This is a genomic window from Streptomyces sp. DSM 106670, assembly GCF_055792845.1.
Map to the genome: position 1 here is coordinate 4921559 of NZ_CM147704.1, position 26685 is coordinate 4948243.

26 protein-coding genes and 1 tRNA gene are annotated in these 26685 nt (G+C 73.7%); 15 read left to right on the top strand and 12 right to left on the bottom strand.

All coding sequences use genetic code 11. The features are described 5' to 3' along the window. Entirely contained in the window at nt 1-597 is a 597-nt protein-coding gene (locus ACSMXR_RS21780; protein ID WP_473169727.1) for a CGNR zinc finger domain-containing protein, read from the bottom strand. A gap of 155 nt (nt 598-752) precedes the next feature. Between ACSMXR_RS21780 and ACSMXR_RS21785 the strand changes: the two genes are divergently transcribed. Then, nucleotides 753-1208 carry a VOC family protein gene (locus tag ACSMXR_RS21785; RefSeq protein ID WP_359138240.1) on the top strand — a complete coding sequence of 152 codons (456 nt, stop codon included), beginning with the start codon at nt 753-755 and terminating at the stop codon, nt 1206-1208. Nucleotides 1209-1246: 38 nt separating this feature from the next. After that, nucleotides 1247-2182, top strand: a complete 936-nt coding sequence (locus tag ACSMXR_RS21790) for a pyridoxamine 5'-phosphate oxidase family protein (protein ID WP_473169728.1) — start codon at nt 1247-1249, stop codon at nt 2180-2182. A gap of 80 nt (nt 2183-2262) precedes the next feature. On the opposite strand, the gene ACSMXR_RS21795 is transcribed toward ACSMXR_RS21790, so the two are convergent. Beyond that, the gene (locus ACSMXR_RS21795) at nt 2263-3090 is read right to left on the bottom strand and encodes an enoyl-CoA hydratase/isomerase family protein (protein ID WP_473169729.1); all 828 of its coding nucleotides are present in this window, start codon (nt 3088-3090) and stop codon (nt 2263-2265) included. Next, nucleotides 3081-5309 (bottom strand): acetate--CoA ligase family protein, encoded by a 2229-nt coding sequence (locus ACSMXR_RS21800; RefSeq protein WP_137235739.1) that lies wholly within the window; start codon nt 5307-5309, stop codon nt 3081-3083. The genes ACSMXR_RS21795 and ACSMXR_RS21800 overlap by 10 nt, the downstream gene beginning before the upstream one ends. 168 nt (nt 5310-5477) lie before the next feature. Here ACSMXR_RS21800 and ACSMXR_RS21805 point away from each other — a divergent pair. Then, nucleotides 5478-5551, top strand: a tRNA-Met gene (locus ACSMXR_RS21805). A 171-nt stretch (nt 5552-5722) separates the two neighbouring features. Further along, a complete protein-coding gene (locus tag ACSMXR_RS21810) occupies nt 5723-6604 on the top strand; it encodes an NAD(P)H-binding protein (RefSeq protein WP_137235740.1) in 882 nt (293 codons plus the stop codon). A gap of 77 nt (nt 6605-6681) precedes the next feature. Here the strand turns inward: ACSMXR_RS21810 and ACSMXR_RS21815 are convergent, their stop codons facing one another. Further along, a complete protein-coding gene (locus ACSMXR_RS21815; RefSeq protein WP_473169730.1) occupies nt 6682-7641 on the bottom strand; it encodes an AraC family transcriptional regulator in 960 nt (319 codons plus the stop codon). A 223-nt stretch (nt 7642-7864) separates the two neighbouring features. Between ACSMXR_RS21815 and ACSMXR_RS21820 the strand changes: the two genes are divergently transcribed. Beyond that, nucleotides 7865-8317, top strand: coding sequence for a carboxymuconolactone decarboxylase family protein (locus ACSMXR_RS21820; protein WP_473169731.1), 453 nt, complete (start codon nt 7865-7867; stop codon nt 8315-8317). Continuing rightward, nucleotides 8314-9522, top strand: coding sequence for an MFS transporter (locus tag ACSMXR_RS21825; RefSeq protein WP_381852463.1), 1209 nt, complete (start codon nt 8314-8316; stop codon nt 9520-9522). Before ACSMXR_RS21820 ends, ACSMXR_RS21825 begins: the two co-directional genes overlap by 4 nt. On the opposite strand, the gene ACSMXR_RS21830 is transcribed toward ACSMXR_RS21825, so the two are convergent. The 3 genes from ACSMXR_RS21830 to ACSMXR_RS21840 all read right to left on the bottom strand — a co-directional run bounded on the left by ACSMXR_RS21830 (nt 9501) and on the right by ACSMXR_RS21840 (nt 11766). Then, nucleotides 9501-9983: a carboxymuconolactone decarboxylase family protein gene (locus ACSMXR_RS21830; protein ID WP_218525153.1), complete on the bottom strand. Its 483-nt coding sequence runs from the start codon at nt 9981-9983 to the stop codon at nt 9501-9503. The genes ACSMXR_RS21825 and ACSMXR_RS21830 overlap by 22 nt on opposite strands. A gap of 121 nt (nt 9984-10104) precedes the next feature. Next, nucleotides 10105-10452: a VOC family protein gene (locus tag ACSMXR_RS21835; protein ID WP_473172426.1), complete on the bottom strand. Its 348-nt coding sequence runs from the start codon at nt 10450-10452 to the stop codon at nt 10105-10107. Between the two features lie 117 nt (nt 10453-10569). Continuing rightward, nucleotides 10570-11766, bottom strand: coding sequence for a flavin-containing monooxygenase (locus tag ACSMXR_RS21840; protein ID WP_473169732.1), 1197 nt, complete (start codon nt 11764-11766; stop codon nt 10570-10572). A gap of 226 nt (nt 11767-11992) precedes the next feature. Between ACSMXR_RS21840 and fepB the strand changes: the two genes are divergently transcribed. From fepB to ACSMXR_RS21865, 5 genes are read left to right on the top strand one after another with little or no spacing between them, the layout of a single operon-like run. Continuing rightward, complete coding sequence (fepB, locus tag ACSMXR_RS21845) at nt 11993-13027, top strand: Fe2+-enterobactin ABC transporter substrate-binding protein (RefSeq protein ID WP_137232572.1); 1035 nt, start codon at nt 11993-11995, stop codon at nt 13025-13027. A 29-nt stretch (nt 13028-13056) separates the two neighbouring features. Beyond that, nucleotides 13057-14106: a FecCD family ABC transporter permease gene (locus tag ACSMXR_RS21850; protein WP_473169733.1), complete on the top strand. Its 1050-nt coding sequence runs from the start codon at nt 13057-13059 to the stop codon at nt 14104-14106. Continuing rightward, entirely contained in the window at nt 14103-15278 is a 1176-nt protein-coding gene (locus tag ACSMXR_RS21855; RefSeq protein ID WP_473169734.1) for a FecCD family ABC transporter permease, read from the top strand. Before ACSMXR_RS21850 ends, ACSMXR_RS21855 begins: the two co-directional genes overlap by 4 nt. Nucleotides 15279-15321: 43 nt before the next feature. Continuing rightward, on the top strand, nt 15322-15774 hold the full coding sequence (locus tag ACSMXR_RS21860; RefSeq protein WP_364888484.1) for a DoxX family protein: 453 nt from the start codon (nt 15322-15324) through the stop codon (nt 15772-15774). Beyond that, the gene (locus ACSMXR_RS21865; protein ID WP_473169735.1) at nt 15771-16190 is read left to right on the top strand and encodes a Zn-ribbon domain-containing OB-fold protein; all 420 of its coding nucleotides are present in this window, start codon (nt 15771-15773) and stop codon (nt 16188-16190) included. The genes ACSMXR_RS21860 and ACSMXR_RS21865 overlap by 4 nt, the downstream gene beginning before the upstream one ends. 174 nt (nt 16191-16364) lie before the next feature. Here ACSMXR_RS21865 and pspAB read toward each other — a convergent pair whose 3' ends face one another. The 4 genes from pspAB to ACSMXR_RS21885 all read right to left on the bottom strand — a co-directional run bounded on the left by pspAB (nt 16365) and on the right by ACSMXR_RS21885 (nt 20050). Continuing rightward, nucleotides 16365-16949, bottom strand: coding sequence for a PspA-associated protein PspAB (gene pspAB / locus ACSMXR_RS21870; RefSeq protein WP_473169736.1), 585 nt, complete (start codon nt 16947-16949; stop codon nt 16365-16367). 39 nt (nt 16950-16988) lie between these two features. Further along, nucleotides 16989-17897: a zinc metalloprotease HtpX gene (gene htpX / locus ACSMXR_RS21875; protein WP_376185684.1), complete on the bottom strand. Its 909-nt coding sequence runs from the start codon at nt 17895-17897 to the stop codon at nt 16989-16991. Nucleotides 17898-18024: 127 nt separating this feature from the next. Further along, the gene (locus tag ACSMXR_RS21880; protein WP_473169737.1) at nt 18025-18717 is read right to left on the bottom strand and encodes a pyridoxine/pyridoxamine 5'-phosphate oxidase; all 693 of its coding nucleotides are present in this window, start codon (nt 18715-18717) and stop codon (nt 18025-18027) included. A 145-nt stretch (nt 18718-18862) separates the two neighbouring features. After that, entirely contained in the window at nt 18863-20050 is a 1188-nt protein-coding gene (locus ACSMXR_RS21885) for a thiolase C-terminal domain-containing protein (protein WP_473169738.1), read from the bottom strand. Between the two features lie 164 nt (nt 20051-20214). Between ACSMXR_RS21885 and ACSMXR_RS21890 the strand changes: the two genes are divergently transcribed. Beyond that, on the top strand, nt 20215-21438 hold the full coding sequence (locus ACSMXR_RS21890; protein ID WP_473169739.1) for an acyl-CoA dehydrogenase family protein: 1224 nt from the start codon (nt 20215-20217) through the stop codon (nt 21436-21438). Then, a complete protein-coding gene (locus tag ACSMXR_RS21895) occupies nt 21435-21920 on the top strand; it encodes a nitroreductase family deazaflavin-dependent oxidoreductase (RefSeq protein ID WP_137232565.1) in 486 nt (161 codons plus the stop codon). The genes ACSMXR_RS21890 and ACSMXR_RS21895 overlap by 4 nt, the downstream gene beginning before the upstream one ends. Nucleotides 21921-22126: 206 nt before the next feature. Here the strand turns inward: ACSMXR_RS21895 and ACSMXR_RS21900 are convergent, their stop codons facing one another. Continuing rightward, complete coding sequence (locus ACSMXR_RS21900; RefSeq protein WP_103507184.1) at nt 22127-22774, bottom strand: TetR family transcriptional regulator; 648 nt, start codon at nt 22772-22774, stop codon at nt 22127-22129. A gap of 351 nt (nt 22775-23125) precedes the next feature. Between ACSMXR_RS21900 and ACSMXR_RS21905 the strand changes: the two genes are divergently transcribed. Next, nucleotides 23126-23935, top strand: a complete 810-nt coding sequence (locus tag ACSMXR_RS21905) for a VOC family protein (RefSeq protein WP_137232564.1) — start codon at nt 23126-23128, stop codon at nt 23933-23935. A gap of 268 nt (nt 23936-24203) precedes the next feature. Continuing rightward, on the top strand, nt 24204-26636 hold the full coding sequence (gene afsK / locus ACSMXR_RS21910) for a protein serine/threonine kinase AfsK (protein WP_170994555.1): 2433 nt from the start codon (nt 24204-24206) through the stop codon (nt 26634-26636). Nucleotides 26637-26685: the final 49 nt, after the last annotated feature.

Sequence of the window (26685 nt, forward strand, 5' to 3'; positions counted from 1 at the left end):
TCAGCTTCCGGAGCGCTTGGCGTAGTGGCGCTGGGCCTTCGCGCGGTTGCCGCAGCCCGCCATGGAGCACCAGCGGCGCGTGCCGTTCTTGGACACGTCGTAGAAGTGCAGGATGCACGCGTGGTTCGCGCAGGCGCGGATGCGGTCGGGTCGGTCCGCGATCAGGTGCAGCCAGTTCTCCGCCGCGTACCAGGCGGGGATCCAGGACGGGTCGTCCACCTCCACCACGGACTCCGGAACTCCGTCGGGCTTCAGTGTGCGGCGGATGCGCCCGTGGGAGAGGACCTCGTTGAGGTGGCCGGCGTCCTCGGGGGTGGCCGGATCCGGGCCGGTGGACGCGGCGGCCAGGGTGTCGAGCGCCGTGCGGGTCAGGAGCAGGCGGTCCAGTGCGGTGCGGTCGGCGGGCGGGGGCGGGGCGGCTTCCGTGGGGCGGAGGTGTTCGCGTACCGGCGGGCTGTCCAGCCAGAGGGTCAGGCCGGCCACGGAGTCCAGCAGGTCGTGCCGCCCGTCGCCGTCGATCCAGCGGGTGTTGAGCAGATCGAGGGCGAGCGGCTCGCCGGTCAGCGGCCGGGGGTCGGCCCCGGAGGGGTGTGGCACGGCTGGGCTCCTTCCGTGGGTGAGGGCGGCTGATCCAGCGATCATAACCAGTCAAGTGAAGATCACCGGTTGACGTCCGCCACTCTAACCCTCAAAATCGATATCAACGGTTACGAGATCACCTCGCGGCCCTGACCGAAGGAACGGGATCGACCATGGGCAAGGCGAAGAACCTCCAGACGGGTCATGTCGGCCTCAACGTCACCGATCTGGAGCGCTCGGCCGCCTTCTACCGCGAAGTCTTCGACTTCGAGCTGCTGGCGGAAGGCAAGGACGCCGATCGCCGCTGGGCCTTCCTGGGGCGCGATTCCCGGCTCGTGGTGACCCTGTGGCAGCAGAGCGAGGGCACGTTCGCGACGGCCCTCCCCGGTCTCCACCACCTCTCGTTCCAGGTGGACTCCGTCGAGGAGGTCCGGGCCACGGAGGACGTCCTGCGCGGGCTGGGCGCGGAGTTCGCCCATGAGGGCGTCGTGCCGCACGGCGAGAGCGGCACCTCGGGCGGCATCTTCTTCACCGACCCCGACGGCATCCGCCTGGAGGTCTACGCGCCCACCGGGGCCGACCCGGCGGACGCACCGACCACCGGTGCTCCCACCTGCGGGTTCTTCTAGACGACGAGCTGCGATCCGGCGGAAAGGCGGGCAGAGGCATGAACGGATATCACCGGGGTGAGGTCGCCGTGCAGGAGCGGGCGGGGCTCGCCCGGCGGGCGGCGGGTGCGGAGCGGGCCATCCGTTCCGACATTCCCGAGATCGCGGCGGACTTCCTCGGCCGGCAGCCCTTCCTGGTGGTGGGCGGTGCGGACGAGCGGGGGCGGATCTGGGCGACCCAGCTCACCGGCGAACCGGGGTTCCTGAGCGTTCCCGCGCCGGACACCCTGGTCGTCGGGGCCCTGCCCCGGCCCGGCGATCCGCTGGCCGGCCTGCTGTCCGGCGCCGGTGCGGGCGGTGCCGCCCCGGCCCGGATCGGCATGATCGCCATCGAACCGGCCACTCGCCGCCGGATGCGGATGAACGGCCGGGCGGTCCGCGCCGGCGACGGGCTCCGCGTCGAACTCGACCAGGCCGTCGCCAACTGCCCCAAGTACATCCAGGAGCGCCACCACCACCGCATCGCACCGGGCGAGGAGCGCGGGCAGCGGCACACGGTCACGGACGGCGACGCCCTGAGCCCCGCGCAGCAGGACGCGGTGCGGGCCGCCGACACCTTCTTCGTCGCCACCGCGTCCGACCGGGGCGACGCCGACGCCTCGCACCGGGGCGGCAACCCGGGCTTCGTCCAGGTGGTCTCGGACCGGCTGCTGCGCTGGCCCGACTACGCGGGCAACGGCATGTTCCTGACCCTGGGCAACCTCGAACTCAACCCGGCCGCCGGGCTCCTGGTGCCCGGCTGGGACACCGGGGTCGCCCTCCATCTGACCGGTCGCGCCCGCACCGTCTGGGACGCGGACGAGGTGGCACGGGTGCCGGGGGCGGAGCGGCTCGTGGAGTTCGAGGTCACCGCCGTACGGGAGGTCGCCGCCGCCTCCCCGCTGCGCTGGTCGGCCCCCGAGTTCCACCGCTTCAACCCGCCGGTGGCAGCCTGAGGTTCGGTGCTCCGGTCGGAGCCGCGGTGCCCCGGGGCTGCGGTGCCCCGGGGCCGCGATCAGTGGTTCCAGTACTCCGGTCAGTACCCCCGGTACTCCGGCGACCGGCGCTCGACGAAGGACGCCACGCCCTCGTTCGCGTCGCGCGTGGTCATGTTGATCTCCTGGGCGGCCGCCTCCGCCGCGAACGCCGTGGCCCGGTCGCCGTCCAGGGAAGTGTTCACCAGCTGCTTGGTCAGGGCCAGGGCCCGGGTGGGACCGGTGGCCAGCCGGCCCGCCCACTCCTTGGCCAGCGCCTCCAACTCCCCGCCCGGCACCGTGCGGTTGACCAGGCCGAGCCGCTCCGCGTCCGCCGCCGTGAGGGTGTCGCCGAAGAACATCAGCTCCTTGGCGCGCTGCGGGCCCACCAGCCGGGGCAGCAGATACGCGCCGCCGCCGTCCGGGACGAGCCCCCGGCGTACGAAGACCTCGATGAACGTCGCCGTGTCGGCCGCCAGGACCAGATCGCAGGCGAACGCCAGATGCGCGCCGATGCCGGCCGCCGTCCCGTTGACGGCGGCGATGACCGGCTTCTCGCAGTCCAGGACGGCCGCGATCAGCCGCTGCGCGCCCAGCCGGATCGTCCGGGCCACGTCCCCCGGGACCCGTTCGCGTGCGGGGGCCGGGGCGCCGCGCAGATCGGCGCCCGCGCAGAAGCCCCGGCCGGTGGCGGTGAGCACCACCGCCCGTACGCCGGGGTCGGCGGAGGCGTCGGCGAGGAGGGCGACGATCCGCTCGCGCTGGTCCCAGGTGACGGCGTTCATGGCCTCGGGCCGGTTGAGGGTGATCCAGGAGACGCCGCCGTCGAGGGAGTGCAGGACGGTGGCGTCCCGGGGGGCGGCCTCCGCCGCCTCCCCGCTCACCGGCACACCGCCAGCGCGTCCAGGGCCACCGCGCCCTGTCCGCGGCCCAGCACCACCAGCGGGTTGATGTCCAGCTCGGTCAGGTCGTCGCCCAGCTCCAGGGCCATGCGCTGCACCCGCAGCACCACTTCGACCAGCGCGTCCACATCGACCGGGGGGCCGCCCCGCACCCCCTCCAGCAGGGCCCGGCCGCGCAGTTCGCCCAGCATGTCCCGGGCCTGCTGCTCGCCGAACGGCGGCACCCGCACCGCCGCGTCGTGCAGCACCTCCACCAGGACCCCGCCGAGCCCCACCGTGACCGTCGGGCCGAACAGGGCGTCGTGGGTGACCCCGACCATCATCTCGACGCCCCGGTCGATCATCTGGCAGACCAGGATGCCGTCCAGGTCCACCGACTCGTACCGGGCGATGTCGGTCAGCTCGCGGTAGGCGTCGCGGACCTGGCTGGCCGAGGTGAGGCCGACCTTCACCAGGCCCAGCTCCGTCTTGTGGGCGAGCCGGGGGCCGGACGCCTTCATCACCACCGGGTAGCCCACCGGACCCGCCGCCCGGACCGCCGCCGCCGCGCTGGTCACCAACTGCTCGCGCGGCACCCGGATCCCGTACGCGCGCAGCAGCTGCTTCGCCGCGTGCTCGCTGAGCTGCTGCCCCGGCCGCAGCAGGCCCTGCGCCTTGCGGAAGGAGGGCGACGGGGTGCGCGGGGCGTCCTCGAAGGGGGAGCGGTAGCGGTCGGTGAAGCGGTGGTGGTCCAGATAGGCCTTCACGGCGGTGACGCAGTTGCGGGCGGTACGGAACGTGGCGAGGCGCGAGGAGCCCAGCAGGGTCGTCCGGTAGGCGTCCTCGGTGCCGACGGGGGAGCCCCAGACCACGCAGACCAGCTTGTCGGTGGCCTCCGCCGCGTCCGCCAGGTCCTGGGCGAGGCGGTCGCTCATCGGCGGGAAGGGGCCGGTGATCGGGCAGATCAGCACCCCGACGGACGGATCGGCGAGGATCGCGTCGATGATCTTCCGGCCGCGCCAGTCGCCGACCGGATGGCCGCCGTTGTCGATGGGGTTGGCGACGGTCAGGTACTCCGGTATCCAGGTGTGCAGCTCGTCCTGCTTGGCGGGGGAGAGCGTGGGCAGGGTGAGGCCCGCCGCCGTCGCCAGGTCCGCGAAGTGCGCGCCGGTGCCGCCGGAGATGGAGTAGACGGCCACCCCGTCGGCCTTCGGCGGGCGGGCCCGGGCCAGCAGGGCGGCGGTGTCCTGGAGCTCGTCCAGGCCGTCCACCCGGATCACCCCGAACTGCCGCATCGCCGCGTCCACCACCTGGTCCGCCCCGGTCAGCTTGCCGGTGTGCGAGGCGGCGGTCCTGGCCCCGGCCTCCGTACGGCCCACCTTCACGGCGACGACCGGCACCTTGGCGCGGGCGGCCCGGTCGGCGGCGAGCAGGAAGGAGCGGCCGTCCTTGAGCCCCTCGACGTAACAGGCGATGGCCCCGACCTCGGGGAGCTGGGCGAAGTACGCGAGGAAGTCCGCGGTCTCCAGATCGGCCTCGTTGCCCGTCGGGGCCCAGTGCGAGAGCCGGATGCCCAGCTCCTGGAGGGCGTGGAGCGGGCGGCCCTGGTGCCCGGACTGGGTGATCAGGGCGATGGCGGGGCCCGCCAGGTCGTCCCGGAACCGCTCGAAGGCGTTCAGGTTGGTGTTCGGTCCGAGCAGCCGCAGCCCGGAGCGTTCCACGGCCGCCGCCAGCCGGTCCTGGGCGGCCGCGCCCGCCTCCCCGGTCTCGGCGAACCCGGAGGCGAAGGCGACGGCGAAGGGCACCTTGGCCTCGCCGAGCTCCTCGATCACCGGGAGCGGGTCCGCGACGAGGAGGACCGCGAGGTCGACCGGCTCGGGGATCGCGGCGACCGAGGCGAAGCAGTCGCGGCCGAACACGGTTTGCCGGGTCGGGTGCACCGGGTGCAGCCGGGCCCCGACCCGTCCGGCCCAGTCGACGAGCTGCCGGGTGATGCCGGTGTTCGGGCGGCCCTCGGCGTCGGAGGCGCCGACGACGGCCACCGACCGGGGCCGGAAGAAGCGGTCCAGGTCGGGCACGGTCAGGTGCAGCGGTCGCCCGCTGACGTCGAGGCCGCCCGGGGCCGAGGCCGTCGGCAGGCTGACGACGGCGGCGTGCGGCTCCTCGCCGCAGGCCACCACCCGGGCGCGGAAGCCGGTGGTGAGGGTGCCGTGAGTCGATCCAAGCATCGTTCCGCCCACTCCTGCTCGATGGCCCGCCGGTGAACGGGCGGGGCCGGCCGGTTAACTGACACCCTGTCAGGTTACTGAACTGACGCTGCGTCAGGAATGGGTGTGCAGGCAAAGGCTCACATGGTCACGCAGGGCGATTCCGTGGCGTAAGGTGGTGTTCACCGACGCGGGGTGGAGCAGCTCGGTAGCTCGCTGGGCTCATAACCCAGAGGTCGCAGGTTCAAATCCTGTCCCCGCTACTGAAGAAGTACGCGACCGAGGCCCGGATCCACGAGGATCCGGGCCTCGGCCGTGTTCGTCTCCCCCCGGCCCTCCGACCCCCGTCTTACCGGCCGGCGGCGGACGTTCGGACATCCCTCCCGGACGCTGGGCCATGGGCGCGGGCCGCCCCGCCGCGTGAGGCTGGTGCCATGACGCAGACAGACGCGACCGCAGCAACGACCTCCGCGCAGGGCCCCGTACTGGTGACCGGCGGCACCGGCAAGACCGGCCGCCGGGTGGTGACCCGCCTCCGTGAGCTGGGAGTGGAGACCCGGGCGGCCTCCCGGTCCGGAGACACCCCGTTCGACTGGTCTGACCCCACCACCTGGCAGGCCGCCCTGGACGGCGCCGCCGCCGTCTACATCGTCCCGCTCGACGTCTCGCCCTCCCCGACGCCCGCCTTCGTCGAACAGGCCGTCGCGAGCGGGGTGCGGCGGCTGGTGCTCCTCTCGGCCCGGGGCACGGAGGTGCCCGGCTACTTCGGCCCCGCCTACGAGGACGGCGGACCGCACGGCGAGGGCGAGCGGGCGGTGCGCGCCTCCGGGGTGGAGTGGACGATCCTGCGGCCGGGCTGGTTCGCCCAGAACTTCAGCGAGGGCGTCTTCCTCGACGGCGTACGCGCCGGGGAACTGGCGCTGCCCACCCGGGACGGGAAGGCCGCGTTCATCGACGCCGACGACATCGCGGACGTGGCCGTCGCCGCGCTCACCGAGGACGGCCACGCGGGCGAGGAGTACGGACTCTCGGGCCCGCGCGCGCTCGGCATCGCCGACGTCCTGGACGAGATCGCGAAGGAGACCGGGAAGCGCGCCGCGTACGTCCCCGTCGAGGCGGCCGTCTTCCGGGCCGGGCTCCTCGCCGACCAGGGCTTCACGGACCAGGAGGCCGACCTCTGGACCGACGCGCTGGAGCCGATCACCACGAGCCGGGAGGCGCCCGTCCTGGACGGGGTGCGCCGGGCGCTCGGCCGGGAGCCGCGCGACTTCGCCGACTTCGTCCGGGACGCGGCGGCACAGGGGGTGTGGGGCTGAGGGACCCGGGGCCCCCACCCGGCGCCCGCCCCGGAGGCCCGCCGGGGCGGGCGGGGCGGCTCACCCCGCCGGGCGGCTCACCCCGCCGGGGCGGCCGCCTCCACCGTGTCGACGGCCGACGCCTCCTGCCGGAACGCGCTCGGGCTCCGGCCGCGCAGCCGCTTGAACGCCGCGCTGAAGCCGAACGCGTCCGCGTAGCCGACCCGCCGGGCCACGGCCGCCACCGTCAGCTCCGGGCGGGTCAGCAGGTCCGCCGCCAGCGTCATCCGCCACTCGGTGAGGTAGGCCACCGGGCCGTCCCCGACCAGCTCGGTGAACCGCTTCGCCAGCGTCGTCCGCGACACCCCCGCCCGGCTCGCCAGCTCCGCCGTCGTCCAGGGGTACGCCGGATCCTCGTGCATCGCCCGCAGGGCCGGCCCCGCCACCTCGTCGCCGAGCGCCCCGTACCACCCCGGCGGATCCGCCTCGGGCCGGTCGAACCAGTCCCGCAGCGTGCACACCAGCATCCAGTCCAGCAGCCGGTCGAGCACGATCTGATCGCCGGGCCGGCCGACGCCGATCTGCGCCTCCAGGTAGTCCCGCAGCGGCGCGCAGTCCTCCTCGTCGGGGACCACGAGGGCCGGGGGCAGCGCCCGCAGGAGCCGTTGGGGAAGCTGCTCCTGCACGTCATAGGTGGCGGCCAGCAGCACGGTGGGGCAGTCGAATTCGGGGCCGCGTTCCGGCGGGGCCCCGGCGTCCCGGACCTGGTCCCAGCGCACCTCCCGTACGCCGCCGGCCCGCCCCGGCCGCGTACCGTCCACCGGGTCGTCGGTGAAGACGAACGGGGCCGGGCCCCGGACGATCGCCGCCTCGCCGACCTCCACCCGCAGCGGCTCGCCGCCCTCCGGCACGATCCACCCCGCACCCCGCAACGGCAGGCACAGGGTCAGATACGCCCCGTCCGTGAACCGCAGCGACCACGGTGCGCACAGCACCGAACGGCCGAACACCGCGCCCCTGCCCCGCACGCCCCGCAACAGCTCGTCGAACACGTCCATGAGACCCAGCCTAGGCAGAGTCGCGGGCGTACCGGACGTTCACCTATGGACGACGGACGGTCACCCATGGGCCGGGACGGGCCGCGGCGACGGACGGGGCCCAGGGCGGCCGAATCCCGCCCCGGCCAGGGCGGCCGATGCTCGCCCCGGCCGTGGATTGACCCATGATTCCGCCCCGGAAATGCACCCTGTGCCGGGTCGCCTCCGCGCCTACGGTCGGTGCATGACCACGTACCAGGTACCTCAGCGCATGAATTTCTCCACCGTCGCCCCCAAGGTGTTCAAGGCCGTCCTCGCCCTCGACGCCGCCGCCCGCGAAGGGCTCGACCCCGCTCTGCTGGAGCTGGTGCAGATCCGCGCCTCGCAGATCAACCGCTGCGCGTACTGCATCGACTACCACGTCTCCGACGCCCGGAAGGCGGGGGAGTCGGAGGACCGGATCCACCAGCTCGCCGCCTGGGAGGAGTCGAGCCTGTTCACCGGGAAGGAGCGGGCCGCGCTCGCCCTGGCGGAGGCCGTCACCCTGCTGCCCGGGGGCGTGCCGGACGCGGTGTACGAGGAGGCCGCGCAGCACTTCGAGGAGAAGGAGCTCGCCCAGCTCATCGCGCTGATCTTCACCACCAACGCGTGGAACCGCATGAACGTCGCCACGCGCAAGACGCCCGGCACCCCGTGACCACCGTCGAGACCACGACGTCCACCGCGGCCGGGCGTTCACCGGTCAAGGGCTGGCTCGCCGTCCTGGCGGTGACCCTGGGCATCTTCTCGCTGATGACCTCCGAGCTGCTGCCCGTGGGCCTGCTCACCCCCATCGGTCACGCCCTGGACGTCTCCGAGGGCACCGCGGGGCTGATGATCACGGTGCCCGGACTGGTCGCCGCCGTCTCGGCGCCCCTCGTCACCGTCGCCACCGGACGTATCGACCGCCGCATCGTCCTGGTGGTCCTCATCGGCCTGATGGGCGCGGCCAATCTGGCCTCCGCCTTCGCCACCGGCTTCACGGTGGTCCTCGTCGCCCGGTTCCTGATCGGTGTCAGCGTCGGCGGCTTCTGGTCCATCGCCGGAGGCATCGCCCTGCGACTGGTGCCGGCCAGGCATGTCGCCCGGGCCACCGCCGTGATCTTCGGCGGTGTGGAGACCGCGTCCGTCCTGGGCGTGCCCACCGGAACGTTCATCGGCGACCTCAGCGGCTGGCGCACCGCGTTCGCCGTCGTGGGCGTCCTCGGGCTGATCTCCCTGACCTGCATGCTCTTCCTCATGCCGAAGGTCCCGGCCGGGCAGAGCCTCACCTTCTCCGCCCTGCCGAAGGTGTTCCGGGGCAACGCGGGTGTCCGTGCGGGGATCGCCCTGACCTTTCTGGTCATCACCGGCCACTTCCTGGCCTACACGTTCGTCCGGCCGATCCTCCAGGGCGACGGGGTCGACGACGGCTCGATCAGCGTGCTGCTGCTGACGTTCGGAGTCGCCGGCGTCTGCGGCAACTTCATCGCCGGAGCGCTCGTCGCCCGGCGGCTGCGGGCCTGTGTCACGGGCATCTCGGTGGTCCTCACCGTGGCCATGGCCGTACTCGCGCTCGCCGACACCGACGCCCTCTCGGCGGGCGCCGTTCTGGTCCTGTGGGGGCTGGGCTACGGCGCGGTGCCGGTCACCTTCCAGACCTGGATACTCGACGCCGCACCGGACGCCACCGAGGCGGCCACCTCGCTGTACGTCTCCGCCTTCAACCTGTCCATCGCGCTGGGCGCGCTCCTCGGCGGCTTCGCCGTCAACGGCGTCGGCACCACCAGCGTGCTGTGGACGGGCGCCGCCCTGACCGCGCTCGCGCTGGTCGTCGTGGGCGGCGCCCGTCGCGGCGGACCTCAGGCGGGGTGCACGAGCTGACCCACCTGGTAGCCCCCGGCCGGCTGCTGGAGGATCACGTTCAGCCGGTTGAAGGCGTTGATCAGCGCGATCAGCGAGGTCAGGGCGATGAGCTGCTCCTCGTCGTAGTGCTTGGCGGCGTTCGCCCAGACGTCGTCCGGGACCCCGCCCGCCGCGTCCGCGATCCGGGTGCCCTGTTCGGTCAGCTCCAGCGCGGCGCGCTCGGCGTCGGTGAAGACGGTGGCCTCCCGCCAGGCGGCGATCAGGTTGAGCCGCAGCGAGGTCTCACCGGCCGCGGCGGCTTCCTTGGTGTGCATGTCCAGGCAGCCGCCGCAGCCGTTGATCTGGCTCGCGCGGATCTTCACCAGCTCCTGCGTCGCCGCGGGCAGCGCCGTGCCCTCGACGACCTTGGCCGCCGAGACCAGGTGCTTGACGAGCTTTCCCGTGACGGGGCTGGCGAAGGCGTCGATACGGGCGTTCATGGTGTGCTCCTCTGCTGTCGTCAGTGGCTACACACACAGGACGGAACCGGGCCCGGAGGATGTGACATCCGGAAGCGTGACGGGCGTCACCCGACTCCGTGCCCGTATTGCATTCGTCGGCTCAGCGGTGGCCCAGCACATTGACCACCCGGCCGTTGGGGTCCCGGACGAAGAACCTCCGTACGCCCCACTCCTCGTCCTGCAGCGGGTGGACGATCTCCGCGCCGCTCTCCCGTACCGCCGCGTAGGCCGTGTCCACGTCGTCCACCTCGATGCTCATGTCGGGCACCACCGGGGCGGTCAGGTCGTGGGTCATGAAGCTGACCTGCTCCTGCGGACGGGACGGCGAGGCGACGGTCGTGATCCAGCCGAGGTTCATGACCTCCTCGAAGCCGAGCAGGCCGTAGAACTCCCGGCTCTCCTCCACCGCCTCCGAACGGACGTTGGGCACGACACGGCGAACGGTCATCATCGACTCCCCGGAAGAAGGTCCTGCGGCAGGTTGACCCGGCCGTCGCCGACCGGCAGCGCGCTCGGCGTCGGGTCCTCGTGCGCACGGTAGTGCCCGATTCCCGGAGCCGCGCTGTCAGCGGTGCGTCCGGGCCACCCGCTTGGCGATCTTCTCGGCGTCCAGGGCCAGTTCGCGGAGCATCCCGCTGATCGGGTTGGTGAAGCCGGTGAAGTAGAGCCCCGGGGCCCGCTTGGGCGAGCGGCCGCCGTGGGCGACCGGGCGGCCGCGTCCGTCCAGGACGTCCAGGTGGCCGAGCAGCGGCTCCAGGGCGCGGTCGTAGCCGGTGGCCGCGATGACGGTGTCCGGGGTGAGGCGGGTGCCGTCGGCCAGGACCACCGTGTCCCGGTCGAAGGAGGCGACTGTGGCGACGGGGGTCACCCGGCCGCTCCTCACCGCATCGATCAGGCCGACGTCCTGGACCGGGATCGCGCCCTGGCGGACCCGGGAGTAGAGCCCGGTGGCGGGGCGCGGGAGTCCCTGGGCCGCCAGGTCGGGCACGGCGATCCGGTTCATCACGGCCCCCGCGCGGTCGACGAGCCGTACCGGCAGCCGGCGGACCAGGATGCCGGTGGCCTGGGCCGGCCAGCCGGCGGTGGAGCGGCGGACGATGTGCGGGGCCGTCCGGACCGCGATGCGCACGGCGGACGCCCCGCCCTCCGCCAGGTCCGCAGCGATCTCCGCGCCCGTGTTGCCGATGCCGACCACCAGCACGTCCCGGTCCGCGTACGGGGCCGGGTTGCGGTACTGCGCCGCGTGCAGCAGCTCGCCCGTGAACGTGTCGCGGCCCGGCCAGTCGGGGATGCGCGGGGTGTGGTTGAAGCCGGTGGCGACGACGACCGCGCGGCCCCGCAGGACCCGGCCGCCCGTCGCGGTGAGCCGCCAGTCGCCGGAGCCGTCGGGGGCCGGGTCGATCCGGGTCACCTCGACGCCGGTCACCACCTCCAGCTCATGGTGCTCGCTGTACTTCTCCAGATACCGCACGACGTCGTCCCGGCCCACCCAACGCCCGAACCTGCGCGGCATCTTCAGCCCCGGCAGCGCCGACCAGCGCCGGGTCGTGTGCAGATGCAGCCGGTCGTAGTGGCCGCGCCAGGAAGCGCCGACCCGGTCCGACTTCTCCAGGACTACCGCCCGTACGCCCCGGGCGCGCAGCGCGGCAGCGGTGGCGAGACCTCCGGGGCCGCCGCCGATGACGTAGACGGGACGGTCGTCCGTACGGTCGGTGAGGGCGACGGCGTCGTGACTGGCTGCGGTGGAGGGGCTGTTGGGCATGGTTCGGAGCGTAATCGCCCACTCTGTTGATGGGTCTCGGTCAAGAGGGAAAACGATTGCGAATTGATCACGGGGGCCGTGATGCGGCACTTGACGGCTATTCGCACCGATTGTTCGTTCTAAGGTAAGGCTAACCTTGCTTGGGTTGATCGTGGAGTGACCTCGGGGGGCAGTCGCGCGGCGCCGTGCCGCGCGCCCACCCGGCGGTCGAAGGGGTGGGACGTACATGAACGGCAGACAGCTGGCCCGGACCGTGACCGGCCGTGGGGGATCCGGTGGGCTCCGGGCCCGGTTCAGGGGCGTGGCGGTGCTCGCCGCCGGTGTTCTCGCGCTGACCGCGTGCGGTGGCGGGGAGAGCGGCGCGGACGCCAAGGGCGGCGACAAGGCGGCCGCCGCCACCCGTTCCGTCAAGCACGACGCCGGGACCACCGCGAAGGTGCCCGCCCAGCCGAAGCGGATCGTCTCGGTCAGCGTCACCATGACCGGCCATCTGCTGGCCCTCGACGCCCCGGTCATCGCCTCCCAGGCCACCCCGCCCTCGGTCATCACCGACAAGCAGGGCTTCTTCACCCAGTGGTCCGAGGCCGCCGCGAAGAACAGCGTCAAGGTCGCCTACCAGGGCTTCGAGCCCGACGTGGAGAAGGTCCTCGCGCTGAAGCCGGACCTCATCGTGGGCGCATCCTCCGGTGCGGAGAACGCCGAGAAGTTCTACGACAAGCTCTCCGCCGTCGCCCCCACCCTCCTCTACCGCCACGACGACGTCTCCTGGCAGGACCTGACCGCCCGCCTCGGCAAGGACCTCGGCCTGGAGAAGCGCGCGGGCGAGGTCGTCGCCGCCCACGAGAAGCGGGTCGGCGAGGTCAAGGCCGCCATCACCGTGCCGAAGCAGTCCGCCGCCCTCGTCCGCGACAACCAGTCCGCGATGACCGTCTTCACCCCGGAGTCCGCCCAGGGCCGGCTGCTGACCGCCCTCGGCTTCACCGTCCTCGAACCGCCCGCGGGCAAGGGCCAGACACAGGGCGGGCGTTCGGACTTCGCGGAGTTCAGCCAGGAGAAGGTCGCCGACACCGCGAAGGACAGCTCGCTCCTCTTCGTCAGCCACACCCCCGAGGAGATCACCGCCGCCACCGCGCGCCCCGTCTGGAAGGACCTGGCCGCCGTCGAGGACAAGCGCGTGTACGACCTCGGCCTGGACACCTTCCGGCTGGACTACTACAGCGCGGGCAACCTGATCGACAAGATCGAGAAGGCCTTCGGCTGACAGTGGTCCGCCAGACAACCACCGCACGCGTGCGGTACGCCGCCGGGCTCACGGCGGGGCTGATCCTCCTGGCCCTCGCCGTGGCCGGCGGCCTCGCCGTGGGCGCGCAGCCCGTGCCGCCGGCCGACGTGCTCGCCGCGCTGCTCGACCCGGACGCCCCGCACGCCTCGATCGTGCGCGAGGTCCGGGTGCCGCGCACCCTGCTCGCCGTCACCGCCGGGGCCGCGCTCGGCCTCGCCGGAGCGGTGATGCAGGGGCTGACCCGTAACCCGCTGGCCGACCCCGGCATCCTCGGCGTCAACACCGGGGCCGCCTGTGCCGTGGTCGCCGCGACCGTGCTGCTCGGGACGCGTTCGCTGCACGCCGTCGTCTGGTGGGCGCTGCTCGGCGCGGCCCTCGCGGTGGTGGTCGTGTATCTGCTCGGCGGCCGAGGAGCGGGACGCGGCACCCCCGAAGGGCTCGTGCTCGCCGGGGTGGCCGTCACCGCCGTGCTCGGCGCGGTCGTCAGCGGCCTCGGAGTCCTGGACGCCGACGCGTACGGCACCCTGCGCATCTGGTCCGTCGGCACCCTCGCCGGCCGCGAACTCCCGGTGCTGTGGAACGTGTTGCCCTTCCTGCTGGTGGGCGCGGGGCTCGCGCTCGCCGTCGCGCCCGCCCTCAACGCCTTCGCCCTCGGCGACGAGGCGGGCCGTGCGCTGGGCGTCGCGCCGGGGCGGGTGCGTCTGCTCGGCACGCTCGCCACGGTGCTGCTCAGCGGCGCGTCCACCGCCGCCATCGGCCCGGTCGGCTTCATCGGCCTCGTCGCCCCGCACTGCGCCCGCCTGCTGACCGGCCCCGACCACCGCCGGCTGATGCCGTACGCGGTCCTCATCGGGGCCGGACTGCTGCTCGTCGCGGACATCGTGGGCCGGGTCGTCGCCCGCCCCGCCGAGATCCAGGTGGGCATCGTGACGGCGTTCGTGGGCGCGCCCGTACTGATCTGGCTGATCGGCCGCAACCGGCGGAGCCGACGCGGTGCTCCCCGGAAGGCGGGCCGGAAGGACCGGAAGGAAGTCCGGAAGGAGGTGGCGACGGCATGAGCGCTCCCGGCAGGCCCGTGGCCGTACGGGACCGGGTTCAGGGCCGAGGCCGGGTTCCGGGCCGGGGTCGGTCCCCTGCCCCCGCCCCCGCCCACCGCACCCTCCGCCTCGCCCCCGGCCGCCTCTCCCTCCGCGTCCGCCCCCGCCCCCTCGCGGTCACGCTGCTCCTCGTCCTCCTCGCGGCGGGCAGCGGGGCGCTCGCGCTGACCAGGGACGGTCTCGTACCGCCCGCCGAGGTGCTGGGCGCCCTGTTCGGCGCGGGCTCGGAGCAGGCCGCGTTCGTCGTCCTGGAGCTGCGGCTGCCCCGGGTGGCCCTCGGCCTCGTGGTCGGCGCGGCGCTGGGCGCGGCCGGGGCGCTGTTCCAGCAGCTCTCCCGCAACCCGCTCGGCAGCCCCGACATCGTCGGCTTCAACTCCGGTGCGGCGACCGGGGCGTTGCTGGTCCTGCTGCACGGCGACCCGGCGTACGTGGCGGCGGGCGCGACGGGCGGAGGCCTTGCCACCGCCGTCGTCGTCCAACTCCTCGCCCGACGCGGCTCGTTCCGGGGCAACCGGCTGATCCTCGCCGGGATCGCGGTGGGCTCGCTGCTCGCCTCGGTCAACGCGTATCTGCTCACCCGGGCCGCCCTCGACCACGCCCAGTCCGCCCAGCTCTGGCTGATCGGCAGCCTCGGCGGCGCCGAACGCCACCAGGTCCCGCCCGCCCTGATCGCCCTGGGGGTCCTCCTCATGGCCGCCCTCCCGGTCGTCCGCCGCCTGGACCTGCTGGAGATGGGCGACGAGGCGGCGGGGGGCCTGGGCGTGGACGCGGGCCGGACCCGGGTGCTCGTCCTCCTGATCGCGGTCGGGCTGAGCGCGGTGGCGGTCTCGGCGGCGGGACCGATCGTCTTCGTCGCCCTCTGCGCGCCTCAGCTGGCCCGCCGGCTCGCCCGCGGTACGGGAACGGGGCTGCTGCCCGCCGCCGCGATGGGGGCCCTGCTGCTCTCCGCGTCCGACCTGCTCGCCGTCACCCTGCCGACGGCCGGCCCGCTCCCCGTGGGCGTGGTCACGGGGGCGCTCGGCGGCCTCTATCTGGCGTGGCTGCTGGGGCGCGGACGGCGGCGGCCGAGGCGCGGCCCACGCGTGCCACAGGTGCGTGCGCGCCTCTTGCGCGGGACGGCCGGCATCCGCTGAACTGACGTACCGTCAGATATCTGAGGTGACCGGAGGCTGTCCGATGCAGACGATCTGGCTCAGCGGTGCGGAATGGCTCGCCGTCCTGCGCATAGGACTCGGCCTGTGGTGGCTGGAGAGCTGGCGGCACAAGGACCGGAAGGGCTGGTTCGAGCGCGGTACGGGCATCGCCTGGGCGGCGGACGTCGCGGGCAAGCACCGCTGGGGCGTGGTGCGTTCGGGCTTCCGGCGGGTCGTCGAACCGCGCCCGAAGGTGATGGCCTACCTCGTCGTCTACGCCGAACTCGCCCTCGGACTCGGCCTGGTGACCGGATTCCTGACCCCGGTCGCGCTCGTCGCGGGCCTGCTCCTCAACCTCCTCTACCTGACCCTGATGATCCACGACTGGGCCGAGCAGGGGCAGAACGCGATGATGGCGCTGATCTCGCTGGTGGCCCTGTTCGCCATGGCCTGGCAGACCTGGTCGCTGGACGCGGCGTTCGGGCTGTTCCTGTGAGCCCGCGCTTCGATCTGCCCGAGCCGGACGCCTTCACCCGCCCCTACTGGGACGCGGCGGGGGAGGGGCGGCTGCTGATCCGCCGCTGCGCCGGGTGCGGCCGGGCGCATCACTATCCGCGCGAGTTCTGCCCGTACTGCTGGAGCGAGGACGTGGGGTGGGAGCGCGCGAGTGGGGACGCCACGCTCTACACGTGGTCCGTCGTCCACCGCAACGATCTGCCGCCCTTCGGCGGGCGCGTGCCGTACGTCGCGGCCGTCGTCGACCTCGCCGAGGGGCCCCGGATGATGACGGAGATCGTGGAGTGCGCGCCCGGGGCGCTGCGCGTCGGGATGCGGCTGACCGTTGCCTTCCGGGAGGCGGGGGAGGACGGCGGGGAGACCGTGGCGGTGTTCCGGCCCGGCGGGCTCCGGTGACGGGCGAGCGGTTGGGGCCTGCTGCCCGCCGGTCATGAGGGCGCCCCGCCCACCGGCTCACGTACGTCGAGGCCACCCCACGGCATCACGCTGGACGCATGACGCCCGCAGGTCACAGACGCTGGACGCATGACGTCCGCAGGTCACAGATTCTGGACGCATGACGCCCGCGGGTCACAGCCCCGGTGCGCCCCACACCGGGAACCACCGCGACAGGTCCTTCTCCACCCGGAGGTCGTCCCCGAGCGCGCCCCGCACCTGGAGCTCCAGCTGGTTGTCCCGCTTCTCGGCGTCGCCGGGCAGCGGCGCGAACGGATAGAACGTGCCGCGCTTGTAGAGGTAGACGAGCGCCAGCGCCCGCCCGTCCGCGTTCCGGAAGCCGATCAGCGAGCAGAGCAGATGCGGGCCGAATCCGCCGTCCTGGAGCAGGGTGTTCACCGCGTGCAGGTCGTTGACCAGCCCCGCCGTGTCGTCGGCCGGGTGGCGGGCGAGCAACCAGGTGTAGCCGTACGTGTCCCGGCTGAACTCCACCGGGATGCCGCCGCGATCCGTGTCCGCGTCCAGCAGTTCGCGCACGTCCTCCTGGAGCCGGGCGAAGCCGCCGCCCTCGACGCCCGCGAAGCAGACCGAGCCCAGGCCGGTCGGCGTGAAGCCGGCGGCGGCCTGGAGGGTGAGGGCGGCGGAGGGCACCGCGAAGAGCTGGTCGAGGTCGGGGCGGACCGGTTTGCTCCGGCCGAGGATCGCGTCGAGCAGGCCCACGGACGTAACTCCTTCAACGCTCGATGGTTCGGGATCGGTTCAGCGGGACAGGTCGGTGGAGATCCGGGCCAGCTGGTCGAGGCGCTGTTCCAGCGTCGGGTGGGAGGAGAACAGCCGGCCCAGGCTCTCCTTCGCGGAGAACGCCGGCATGAAGTAGAAGGCGTTGTACGGCTCCGCCTTCCGCAGGTCCTCGGTCGGGATGCGGGCCATCTGTCCGCTGACCTTCGTCAGGGCGGAGGCGAGGGCGGAGGGCCGGCCGGTGAGCAGGGCGGCGGCCCGGTCGGCGGACAGCTCGCGGTAGCGGGAGAGCAGCCGGGTGAGCAGGAAGCTGATCGCGTACACGACGGCGCTGATCAGCGGGATCAGGAGGAGCAGGATGCCCGCCGGGTCGTTGCCCGGCCGGCTGCGGGCGAAGCCGCCCCACAGGGCGATCCGGGTGATGACGCCCGCCAGGACGCCGAGGAACGAGGCGATCGTCATGACGGCGACGTCCCGGTGCGCGACGTGCGACATCTCGTGGGCGAGGACGCCCTCCAGCTCCTCCGGCTCCAGTCGGCGCAGCAGGCCCGTCGTCGCGCAGACCAGGGCCGTCTTCTCGCTGCGGCCGGTGGCGAACGCGTTCGGTACGTCGCTCTCGGCGATGGCCACCTTGGGCTTCGGCATGTCGGCCAGCGCGCAGATGCGGTCGATCGTGCCGTGCAGTTCGGGGGCCTGCTCGGGGGTGACCTCCCGGGCGCCCATGCCGTACGCGGCGATGCGGTCGCTGAACCAGAACTGGGCGATGAACATGCCGCCCGTGATGATCAGGATGATCGGCCAGGAGCCCCGCAGGGCCGCGAGGAGCACGCCCACGAAGACGACGTAGAGCAGACCGATCAGGAACATGGTGGTGACCATGCGACCGGTCAGGCCCCGGTCGGGGGCGTAGCGCGAACGGGATCGTGGCATCGGTGCCTCCTGACGGCTCACCTCTCACCTGACTCCCATAGTGCCCCTTGACGGTGAGAACCGGATAAAAGTGCCGCCTACACCGGTCGTGGCGGGGCGGCTCCGGCCCGGCCCGGAGCCGCCCCGTTCAGGGCCAGAGCAGCTCGCGCGTCCAGTCGCCGCCTCCCGTACGGCGGTAGCGCAGCCGGATGTGGCGTCGCCGGGCGTCGCCCTGGAAGAACTCGGCCTCGGCCGGCTCGACCACGTACCGGGTCCAGGTCGGGGCCTCCGTGTCCGGCTCCGCCCGGGCCCGCTCCCAGGCGGCGTCCGCCGCCCGGTGCAGCTCCGCCACGGAGCCGACGACCTCGCTCTGGGCCCCGGTCAGCGCGGCGGCGAGCGCCCCGGTGGACCGGGCGTGCAGGTCGGCGTGGCTCTCGGCGGGCGTGCAGCGCAGGACGGGGCCCCGGACCCGTACCTGCCGCCCCTGCGCGGGCCAGTAGAAGCCGAGCGCGGCGTGCGGCCGGGCGGCGAGCTGGTGGCCCTTGGCGCTGGTGGCGTGCGAGGCGAAGTGGAAGCCCCGCTCGTCGGCCCCGTGCAGGAGCAGGATGCGCACGTCGGGCAGCCCCTCGGCGTCGGCCGTGGCCAGCGACATCGCGTGCGGCTCGGGCTGCCCCGCCGCGACGGCCCCGGCGAACCAGGTGCGGAAGAGGAGGACCGGGTCGGGCGGGGCGTCCGCCGGGTCGAAGTCCGGCAGCTCGACGTCCCAGACGCGCTGGGCGTGCAGGAGGTCGCGGAAGCCGGGGGAGGGGGGCTGGGCGGGCGCGGCGGTGTGGTCGGTCATGGAGGCCATTGGACCGTACGGGGCCGCCGACGGGCACGCACGCCGGGCCCACCCGCGGCTCGCCCCGGGACCGCCGGGCCCGGCGCACCCCCGGCCCCGGCTCACCGCGGGGCCGCTCCGGGCCCACCCGCTGTCGGCCCTCCGCTCACCCGCGCCCCAGCACCACCGTGCCCGACGAGCAGAACCAGCCGCCCGTCCCGGAGGCCACCGCCAGCTCCGGCAGGCCGCCGCCCGGCCGGTGGACCTGGCGTTCGCCGGCCTCGCCGCGCAGTTGTCGTACCGCCTCCACGAGCAGGAACAGCCCGCGCATCCCGGGGTGGCAGGCGGACAGGCCGCCGCCGTCCGTGTTCACCGGGAGCTCGCCGCGCAGCCCGGTGCGGCCCTTCTCGACGAACGCGCCGCCCTCGCCCTTCGCGCAGAAGCCCAGGTCCTCCAGCGTCACCAGCGTCATGTACGTGAACGCGTCGTAGATCTCGGCCAGGTCGATGTCGGCGGGCCGCACCCCGGCCCGTTCGAAGGCCAGGCGGCCGGAGACGGCGGCGGGGGAGACCGTGAAGTCCTCCCACTCGGACATCGTGGAGTGCGAGACGTGCTCGCCGGTGCCGAGGACCCACACCGGATGCTTCGCCGTGTCGGGCACGTACTCCTCGGCGGCCAGCAGCACCGCGCAGCCGCCGTCGCTGCGGATGCAGCAGTGCAGCTTGGTGAACGGGTCCGCGATCATCGGGCCGGAGAGCACGTCGTCCACCGTGATCGGCTCCCGGAACATCGCCTCCGGGTTCGCCGCCGCGTTCGCCCGCGCCGTCACCGCCACCTCGGCGAGCTGCTCCAACGTCGTGCCGTACTCGTGCATGTGGCGGCGGGCGGCCATCGCGTACTTGGCGATCAGCGAGTGCCCGTACGGCACCTCGAACTGCGCCGGCCCCCGCGCCCCGAACGACAGGTTCGACGTACGGCGGCCCGCCCTGATGTCGGCCCGGGCCGTCGACCCGTACACCAGGAGCACGGCACGGGCGCGGCCCGCGGCGATGGCGTCCGCCGCGTGTGCGGCCATCACCTCCCAGGTGGCGCCGCCCACCGCCGTGGAGTCGACCCAGGTGGGCCGGAGCCCCAGATACTCCGCGACCTCCACCGGGGCGAGCGTCCCGAGCCCCGCCGAGGCGAAGCCGTCGACGACCGAGCGGTCGAGGCCGGAGTCGGCCAGGGCGCGGCGGGCGGCCTGGGCGTGCAGGGCGTACGGAGTGGCGTCGTCGACGCGGCCGCAGTCCGCGAGTGCTACGCCGACGGCGGCGACCCTGCGCGGACGAGGGGAGGAGGCCCGGGCTGGCAGCATGAATCTGACGGTACATCAGATGACGGCCTCCGCAACCTCGTGCGTGCGACCTCTTCCTTCGGTCCCGGCGTGTGCGCGACCCTGGGAATTCCCCTGCCCCGCACCTAATATGACGGCTCGTCAGATCGGGAGCCGCCAGGCCCCCGGGTGGAAGGAGCCCGCAGATGGACGCCGCCTTCACCGCGGAACAGCACGAGATCCGCCGCACCCTGCGCGAACTGCTGGCCCGGGCCGCCGGACCCGGCGCGATCCCCACCGCCGTGGGCACCGCCGAGGGCTACGACCCGGTCCTGTGGCGCAGGCTCGCCCGGGAGCTCGGGCTGCCGGGCCTCGCGCTCGCGGAGGAGTACGGCGGGGCCGGCTGCACGGCCACCGAGCTGGCCCTCGCCTGCGAGGAGACCGGGCGCGCGCTGCTGCCCTCACCGCTGCTCGCCACCGCCGCCCTCGCCGCACCCCTGATCGCCGCCCTCGGCACTCCGGAGCAGCGCGCCGCCCTCCTGCCCCGGATCGCCGAGGGGGCCCTGACCGCCGCACTCGCCGTCCCCGGCGGCTCACTCGCCACCGCCCTCGGCCTCACCGGCGACAACCGCGACGGGGCCTGGGCGGGCGGCGGCCGGGCGGGCGGCATCCAGGCCCGCAGATCCGCCGACGACGGCGAGGGTGGCGGTGGCTGGCGGCTCTACGGGCAGGCCGAGCGGGTCCTGGACGGCCACGGCGCGGGGCTGCTGCTGGTCGCCGCGCACACCGGGGGCTATCCGCGCAGCCGTACGCTCCTGTTCCTGGTCCCCCGTGACACGGCGGGCCTGGTGCGTACCCGGCTCACCGCCCTCGACGAGACCCGCCCACTGGCCCGCGTCGAACTCCGCGACACCCCCGCCACGCTCCTCGGCGCGGACGACACCGCCGACACGGCCGACGCGCTCGCCGCCGTCGGGCGTACCGCCGCCGCGATCCTCGCCGCCGAGGCGGTCGGGACGGCGGCGAGCGCCCTGGAACGCACCGTGGAGTACGTGAAGACGCGCGAGCAGTTCGGCAGGGCCGTCGGCTCGTTCCAGGCCGTCAAGCACCGCCTGGCCGACCTGTACGTACGGGTCGAGGCGGCCCGCTCCGCCGCGTACCACGCCGCCCGGGAGCCGGAGGCCGGTCCGCTCGCACTCGCCCAGGCCCTGGAGGCGGCCCGGATCACCACCGGCGAGGCCGTCCAGCTGCACGGCGGCATCGGCTTCACCTGGGAGCACGAGGCGCACCGCTACCTCAAACGGGCGGCGGGCGACGAGCTGCTGTTCGGCCCGGTCCACCGGCTGCGCGACCACGCGGCACAGCGGGCCGGCCTCTTCGCGCCCGCACGGATGCCGCTCGCCGCAGCGCCCGGGGCGGGCGTCCGATGACCGGCGCCCGGGGCGCGCGCCTGATCCAGAAGGTCTCCTCCACCCGGGCCTTCGGGCGGATCGCCCCGCATGTGGTCCCCGTGCTGGACCGGTCCGTGCACCGGCTCACCCGGGGCAAGGTGCTGCTCAGCGCCCGGATGCTGCCGGGGCTCGTCCTCACGGTGCCCGGGGCGCGCACGGGCCGGCCGAGGACCACCCCGCTGGCCTGCATGCCGGAGGGCGCGGCGGAGAGCGGCTGGATCCTGGTCGGCAGCAACTTCGGCCGTACGGGGCATCCGGCCTGGACCGCGAATCTGCTGGCCCGCCCGGACGAGGCCGTCGTCAACTGGCGCGGCCGGGACATCCCGGTGCGCGCGACCCTGCTGGAGGGCGAGGAGCGGGCCCGGGTGTGGGAGGCCGCGCTGGCGTTCTGGCCGCCGTACGCGGCGTATCAGCGACGGGTGGAGCGGCAGATCCGGCTCTTCCGGCTGGAGCGGCGGTAGCGGCGGCACGGGCGTAGCGGCCGCGGTCGCCCGCCGGGAGGTATGCCGAAGCCGGTCAGGTCCTGCGGGAACGCCGACGGCGGACCACCCGCAGGGGTGCGTGGGTGGACCGCCGTCGGTGAGACAGGACGTGGGGCGTCCGGGCGAACGGGTGCCCGCCCGGTGGCGCGGGGCGTCCGGGGCCGGTGGGCCTCCGGCGCCCCGGCCTACTTCGTCGGCTTCTTGCCGGTGATGCCGAGGTGGACCAACAGGGCCAGGTTGGGCCGCAGTTCGGCCTGCTTCACACCCCAGGTGGTGAAGCCCTTCTGGTGCGAGGCGACCGCGGCCAGCATCGCCACCAGGGAGCCCGCCATCGCCGCGGGGCTGACGTCCTTGTCGACCTTGCCCTTGCTCTGGAGCTCCTTCACGGAATCCGTGAGGGAGTTGGTGACCGAGTTCAGGATCTTCATGCGGATCTTGTAGAACCGCTTGTCCCCCTCGGCCGCGCCGAGGTCGATCACCCGGAGGATCGCGTCGTTGTGCCGCCAGAAGTCGAGGAATCCCTCGACGAGTTGCTCGGAGGTCGCCCAGCCGGCCTTGCCGATCCAGGAGCGTCCGGCGACCAGTTCGGTCAGTCCGGCGCCCTCCTTGGCGACTTCCTCGGCGATTTCGAGGACGGCGCCCTCCACATCGGGGAAGTACTGGTAGAAAGTCGCGGGTGAAGTCCCGGCCTTCCGGGCGACGTCGATGACTTTGACGTCCCGGTACGGCGAGGAGCTGAGCATCTCGCTGAGGCAGTCGAGCAGCTTCTGCCGCGTCGCCTGACCGCGTCGACCGGCCACGCGGCCGTCGACGGTGCGTACTTGTCCTGTCATGCCGTCAGCTTACCGAGGGGTGCTGGGAGCGCGATTCGGCCGACTGCAAATGGGGAACGCCGCAGGACCGGCGGGGTGTGCGGGGGCGGTGAGCGGCGGTTTTCGGCCGCGGTGCGGGAGGCACCGGAGCTTGCGGGAGCCCTCGGAGCCGGGGTGCTGCCCGGTGTAAATGTTATCAACAGCCTGTGGACAACTTCGGTGGACAACTTTCGTCCACATGGTGGGCGCACCCTTCATCAATCGGTCAAAGGTTCTCTTTGGGTGCACCCGCCGCGCTTCGGGGCGCGCCGGGCCGGAGGCGACGTTACGTTGACTGTGACGGGCGTCACTGCTACGGAAGGACCCGGTTCCATGGCCGTATTCGCGCATTCCGCGCCGTGCTGGGCGGACGTGCAGCTCTCCGACCTCGAAGCGGGCAAGCGCTTCTACGGCGGGCTCTTCGGCTGGACCTTCCGGGCGGGCGACGGCATGCCCTTCGCGGACGCGCTCAGCGACGGCCGTCTGGTCGCCGCGCTCGCCGCCAAGAAGGACGGCCGGATGCCCACGGCCTGGGGCGTCTACTTCGCCACCGACGACATCCGGGCCACCGTCGCCGCGATCCGCGAGCACGGCGGCCAGATCATCACCGACCCGGTACGGGCGGGACGCGCCGGGATCGTGGCCCAGGCGGCCGACCCCGGGGGCGCGGTCTTCGGGCTCTGGCAGCCGGAGGAGCGCGCGGGCTTCGAGAAGCAGAACGACCCCGCCTCCTTCTGCTGGACCGAGGTCTACACCCGGCAGCCGGACCGGGTGGATCCCTTCTACGAGAAGGTCTTCGGCTTCCACGGCACCGACCTGGACGAGCCGGGCCACGACCTCGCCGGCGACTCCGAAGCGCTGGTGGACTTCCGGATGTGGTCCCCCGAGGGCGCCGAACCGGGCCCGGACACCGCCGTCGGCGGCCGCAGCGTCATCACGGACGCCTTCCCGGCCGAGATGCCGAGCTACTTCCTCGTCTACTTCGCCGTCGCCGACTGCGACGCCGCCGCCGAACTCGCCGTACAGCTCGGCGGCCGGGTCGCCCAGCCGCCCTTCGACATCCCCTCCGGCCGGATGGCCGTCCTGCACGACGACCAGGGGGCCGCCTTCGCCGTACTGCAGCCCGACGAACTGCTTCCGTGACCGTGCGGCCGACCGGTGCGGCCGACCGGTACGGCTGAACCCGGTGTGGACGGATACGGGATGAAGTGACATGGGACACCCCGATCCGCCCCCGGGTTCGCAACCGGAGCCCGAGCCAGGAAGAATCGGGGTGCGTACCGCCAGGTGATGCCCAGTGGTGAGACCCTGCACAGGGCGCGCTGCGCAGGGCGGGATTCGGCCGGGCAGCAACGGGCGGTAATTCGCGGACTTCGTCGCCGAGGTCCGGTGACGGGGAGGTGGCAGGCAAGTGGTGGAGCAGCTGACGCAGCACGACCCGAGACGGATCGGCCCGTTCGAGGTGCTGGGACGGCTCGGGGCCGGCGGCATGGGGCTGGTCTATCTCGCGCGCTCGGCGTCCGGCCGACGGGTGGCGATCAAGACGGTGCGGACCGAGCTCGCCGAGGACCAGCTCTTCCGGGTCCGCTTCACGCGCGAGGTCGAGGCCGCCCGTGCGGTCAGCGGGTTCTACACCGCCGCCGTGGTCGACGCCGACCCGCGGGCCGCCGTGCCCTGGCTCGCCACCGCCTATGTGCCCGCGCCCTCGCTCGAAGAGATAGTGAACGAGTGCGGCCCCATGCCGACCCAGGCCGTGCGCTGGCTGGCCGCCGGTATCGCCGAGGCCCTGCAGTCCATCCACGGCGCCGGCCTCGTCCACCGCGACCTGAAGCCGTCCAACGTGCTCGTCGTCGAGGACGGCCCCCGGGTGATCGACTTCGGTATCGCGTCCGGCGTCTCCAACACCCGGCTGACCATGACGAACGTCGCCGTCGGCACCCCCGCGTACATGTCGCCCGAGCAGGCCAGGGACTCCCGCAGCGTCACCGGGGCCAGCGACATCTTCTCGCTGGGCTCCACGCTCGTCTTCGCCGCCACCGGCCACGCCCCCTTCCACGGGGCCAACCCGGTCGAGACGGTGTTCATGCTGCTGCGCGAGGGCCCCGACCTGGAGGGCCTGCCGGACGACCTGCGGCCGCTGATCGAGTCCTGCATGCAGATGGACGCCACCCAGCGGCCCAGCCCCGCCGACCTCCAGGCGCAGCTCGCCCCGCACCTCTTCGCCTCCGGCAGCGACGACAGCGGCACGGCCTCGGCCTGGCTGCCGTCCCGGGCCACCGCGATGATCGAGCGGCGCAGGGGCGGCGGGCGCACCGCCCCGCCCGCCCCGGTGTCGCCCCCGCCGCCCCCGCGGCAGCCCCCCAGGGCCCCGGAGCGGGACACCGCCTGGCGCAGCGGGGCCGACCTCCGCTCGCCCTCCCCGCTGGCCTCGCCCTCGCCGATGTCCGGCGCGTCCGGCCCGGCCCCCTCGGCGGGCCCGTCCGCGGCCCCCGACAGCGGGCCCGTCCAGCTGCCCGGCGCCAAGGTGCCGATCGGACCGGGACCGCGTGCGGGGGAGGTGCGGGGCGCCGCCGCCGCGCACCCGGCCGCCGCCACCGGCTGGGTCCGCCCGCCCGCCGGAGTGAACGGTTCGCCGTCGGCGGCCATGGCGCCCACCGCGCCCGTCCCGGCCCCCGGGCCCGCCCAGGACGGCGCGGCCCCCGCCCCCGACCGCTGGCGGCCCTGGCGTTTCCGCATGTCCAACGACGTGTGGGGCACGCCCGTCGTCTCCGGCGATCTGCTGTACGTGACGTCCTTCGAGGTCCACGCGCTGGACGTGGGCAACGGCCGCCGCCAGTTCAAGACCCGGGACGTGGCCTGGGCGATGGCCGTCGAGGGCGGCCGCATCCACGCCTCGGACGGCCCGTCGCTGTACGCGCTGGACGCGGCGAGCGGCGCCGAGCAGTGGCGGCTGTCGACCGACGCCTGGGTGTACGCGCTCAAGGCCGACCGGGGCACGGTGCTGACCGCGACCCGGGGCGGCGGTGTCCAGGGCTGGGAGGCCTCCAACGGCGAGAAGCTGTGGGAGATCACCGGTGCGCAGAGCGACTTCGAGACGGCGGAGGCCGGGCCGGTCATCCACGACGGCACGGTGTACGTCTGGCAGGACGCCCGGCTGCGTGCGCTGGACGCGCGTACGGGCATCGAGCGCTGGTCGTACCCCATCGGCGACGCGGCCTCCTGCGGCGGCGTCCCGGTCCGGGTCACCCCGGCGCCCGACGGTTACGTCTACATCGCGGCGGGCACCCGGGTGCTGGCCGTGGAGACCGGCTCCGGGCGGGTGCGCTGGCACTTCGAGTCGCCCGCGGTCTTCCTCTCCCCGCCCGCGTTCGCGCCGGGCCCGGCGGTGACCGGCGGCGGGGTGTACCTCGCGGACTACCTCGGCACGGTGTACGCGCTGGACGCGGCGACCGGCAAGGACCGCTGGCGCATCGCCACGGAGGCCCGCTCCTCGATCGAACCGGTGCTGGTCGCGGTGGGCAACGTGCACGTCGGCAGCGGCAGCGCGCTCTACACCCTGGACGCGGTCACCGGCACCCCGAAGTGGCGCTTCGCGGCGGGCGGCGACGTGGTGGGCTCCCCGGTGGTGGCGGACGGCCGGGTCCACTTCGGCTCGGCGGACCACGTGCTGTACACGCTGGACGCGGCGGGGGGCCAACTGCGCTGGAAGCTGGCGACGGGCGGCGAGATCACGGGCTCGCCCGTGGCCCAGGCGGGTGTGGTGTACGCGTGCAGCAAGGACCGCTGCGTGTACGCGCTGGACGCGCTGAAGGGCACGGGCACGGGCAACAGAGCGAGAACCTGAGCCCTGTCTTCTGTCCTCAATCGCCGGACGGGCTTGGAGGGGCGTCCTC

Excerpts from the sequence above, each read along its gene's own strand:
- ACSMXR_RS21895 (WP_137232565.1), top strand. The coding sequence starts at position 21,435 with ATGACCGGCGCCCGGGGCGCGCGCCTGATCCAGAAGGTCTCCTCCACC.
- ACSMXR_RS21840 (WP_473169732.1), bottom strand. The coding sequence starts at position 11,766 with ATGCCCAACAGCCCCTCCACCGCAGCCAGTCACGACGCCGTCGCCCTC.
- ACSMXR_RS21820 (WP_473169731.1), top strand. The coding sequence starts at position 7,865 with ATGACCACGTACCAGGTACCTCAGCGCATGAATTTCTCCACCGTCGCC.
- ACSMXR_RS21800 (WP_137235739.1), bottom strand. The coding sequence starts at position 5,309 with ATGCTTGGATCGACTCACGGCACCCTCACCACCGGCTTCCGCGCCCGG.
- ACSMXR_RS21785 (WP_359138240.1), top strand. The coding sequence starts at position 753 with ATGGGCAAGGCGAAGAACCTCCAGACGGGTCATGTCGGCCTCAACGTC.
- ACSMXR_RS21790 (WP_473169728.1), top strand. The coding sequence starts at position 1,247 with ATGAACGGATATCACCGGGGTGAGGTCGCCGTGCAGGAGCGGGCGGGG.
- htpX (WP_376185684.1), bottom strand. The coding sequence starts at position 17,897 with ATGCCACGATCCCGTTCGCGCTACGCCCCCGACCGGGGCCTGACCGGT.
- ACSMXR_RS21905 (WP_137232564.1), top strand. The coding sequence starts at position 23,126 with ATGGCCGTATTCGCGCATTCCGCGCCGTGCTGGGCGGACGTGCAGCTC.
- ACSMXR_RS21830 (WP_218525153.1), bottom strand. The coding sequence starts at position 9,983 with ATGAACGCCCGTATCGACGCCTTCGCCAGCCCCGTCACGGGAAAGCTC.
- fepB (WP_137232572.1), top strand. The coding sequence starts at position 11,993 with ATGAACGGCAGACAGCTGGCCCGGACCGTGACCGGCCGTGGGGGATCC.
- ACSMXR_RS21900 (WP_103507184.1), bottom strand. The coding sequence starts at position 22,774 with ATGACAGGACAAGTACGCACCGTCGACGGCCGCGTGGCCGGTCGACGC.
- ACSMXR_RS21835 (WP_473172426.1), bottom strand. The coding sequence starts at position 10,452 with ATGACCGTTCGCCGTGTCGTGCCCAACGTCCGTTCGGAGGCGGTGGAG.
- ACSMXR_RS21880 (WP_473169737.1), bottom strand. The coding sequence starts at position 18,717 with ATGACCGACCACACCGCCGCGCCCGCCCAGCCCCCCTCCCCCGGCTTC.
- ACSMXR_RS21810 (WP_137235740.1), top strand. The coding sequence starts at position 5,723 with ATGACGCAGACAGACGCGACCGCAGCAACGACCTCCGCGCAGGGCCCC.
- ACSMXR_RS21815 (WP_473169730.1), bottom strand. The coding sequence starts at position 7,641 with ATGGACGTGTTCGACGAGCTGTTGCGGGGCGTGCGGGGCAGGGGCGCG.
- ACSMXR_RS21890 (WP_473169739.1), top strand. The coding sequence starts at position 20,215 with ATGGACGCCGCCTTCACCGCGGAACAGCACGAGATCCGCCGCACCCTG.
- ACSMXR_RS21885 (WP_473169738.1), bottom strand. The coding sequence starts at position 20,050 with ATGCTGCCAGCCCGGGCCTCCTCCCCTCGTCCGCGCAGGGTCGCCGCC.
- ACSMXR_RS21855 (WP_473169734.1), top strand. The coding sequence starts at position 14,103 with ATGAGCGCTCCCGGCAGGCCCGTGGCCGTACGGGACCGGGTTCAGGGC.
- ACSMXR_RS21860 (WP_364888484.1), top strand. The coding sequence starts at position 15,322 with ATGCAGACGATCTGGCTCAGCGGTGCGGAATGGCTCGCCGTCCTGCGC.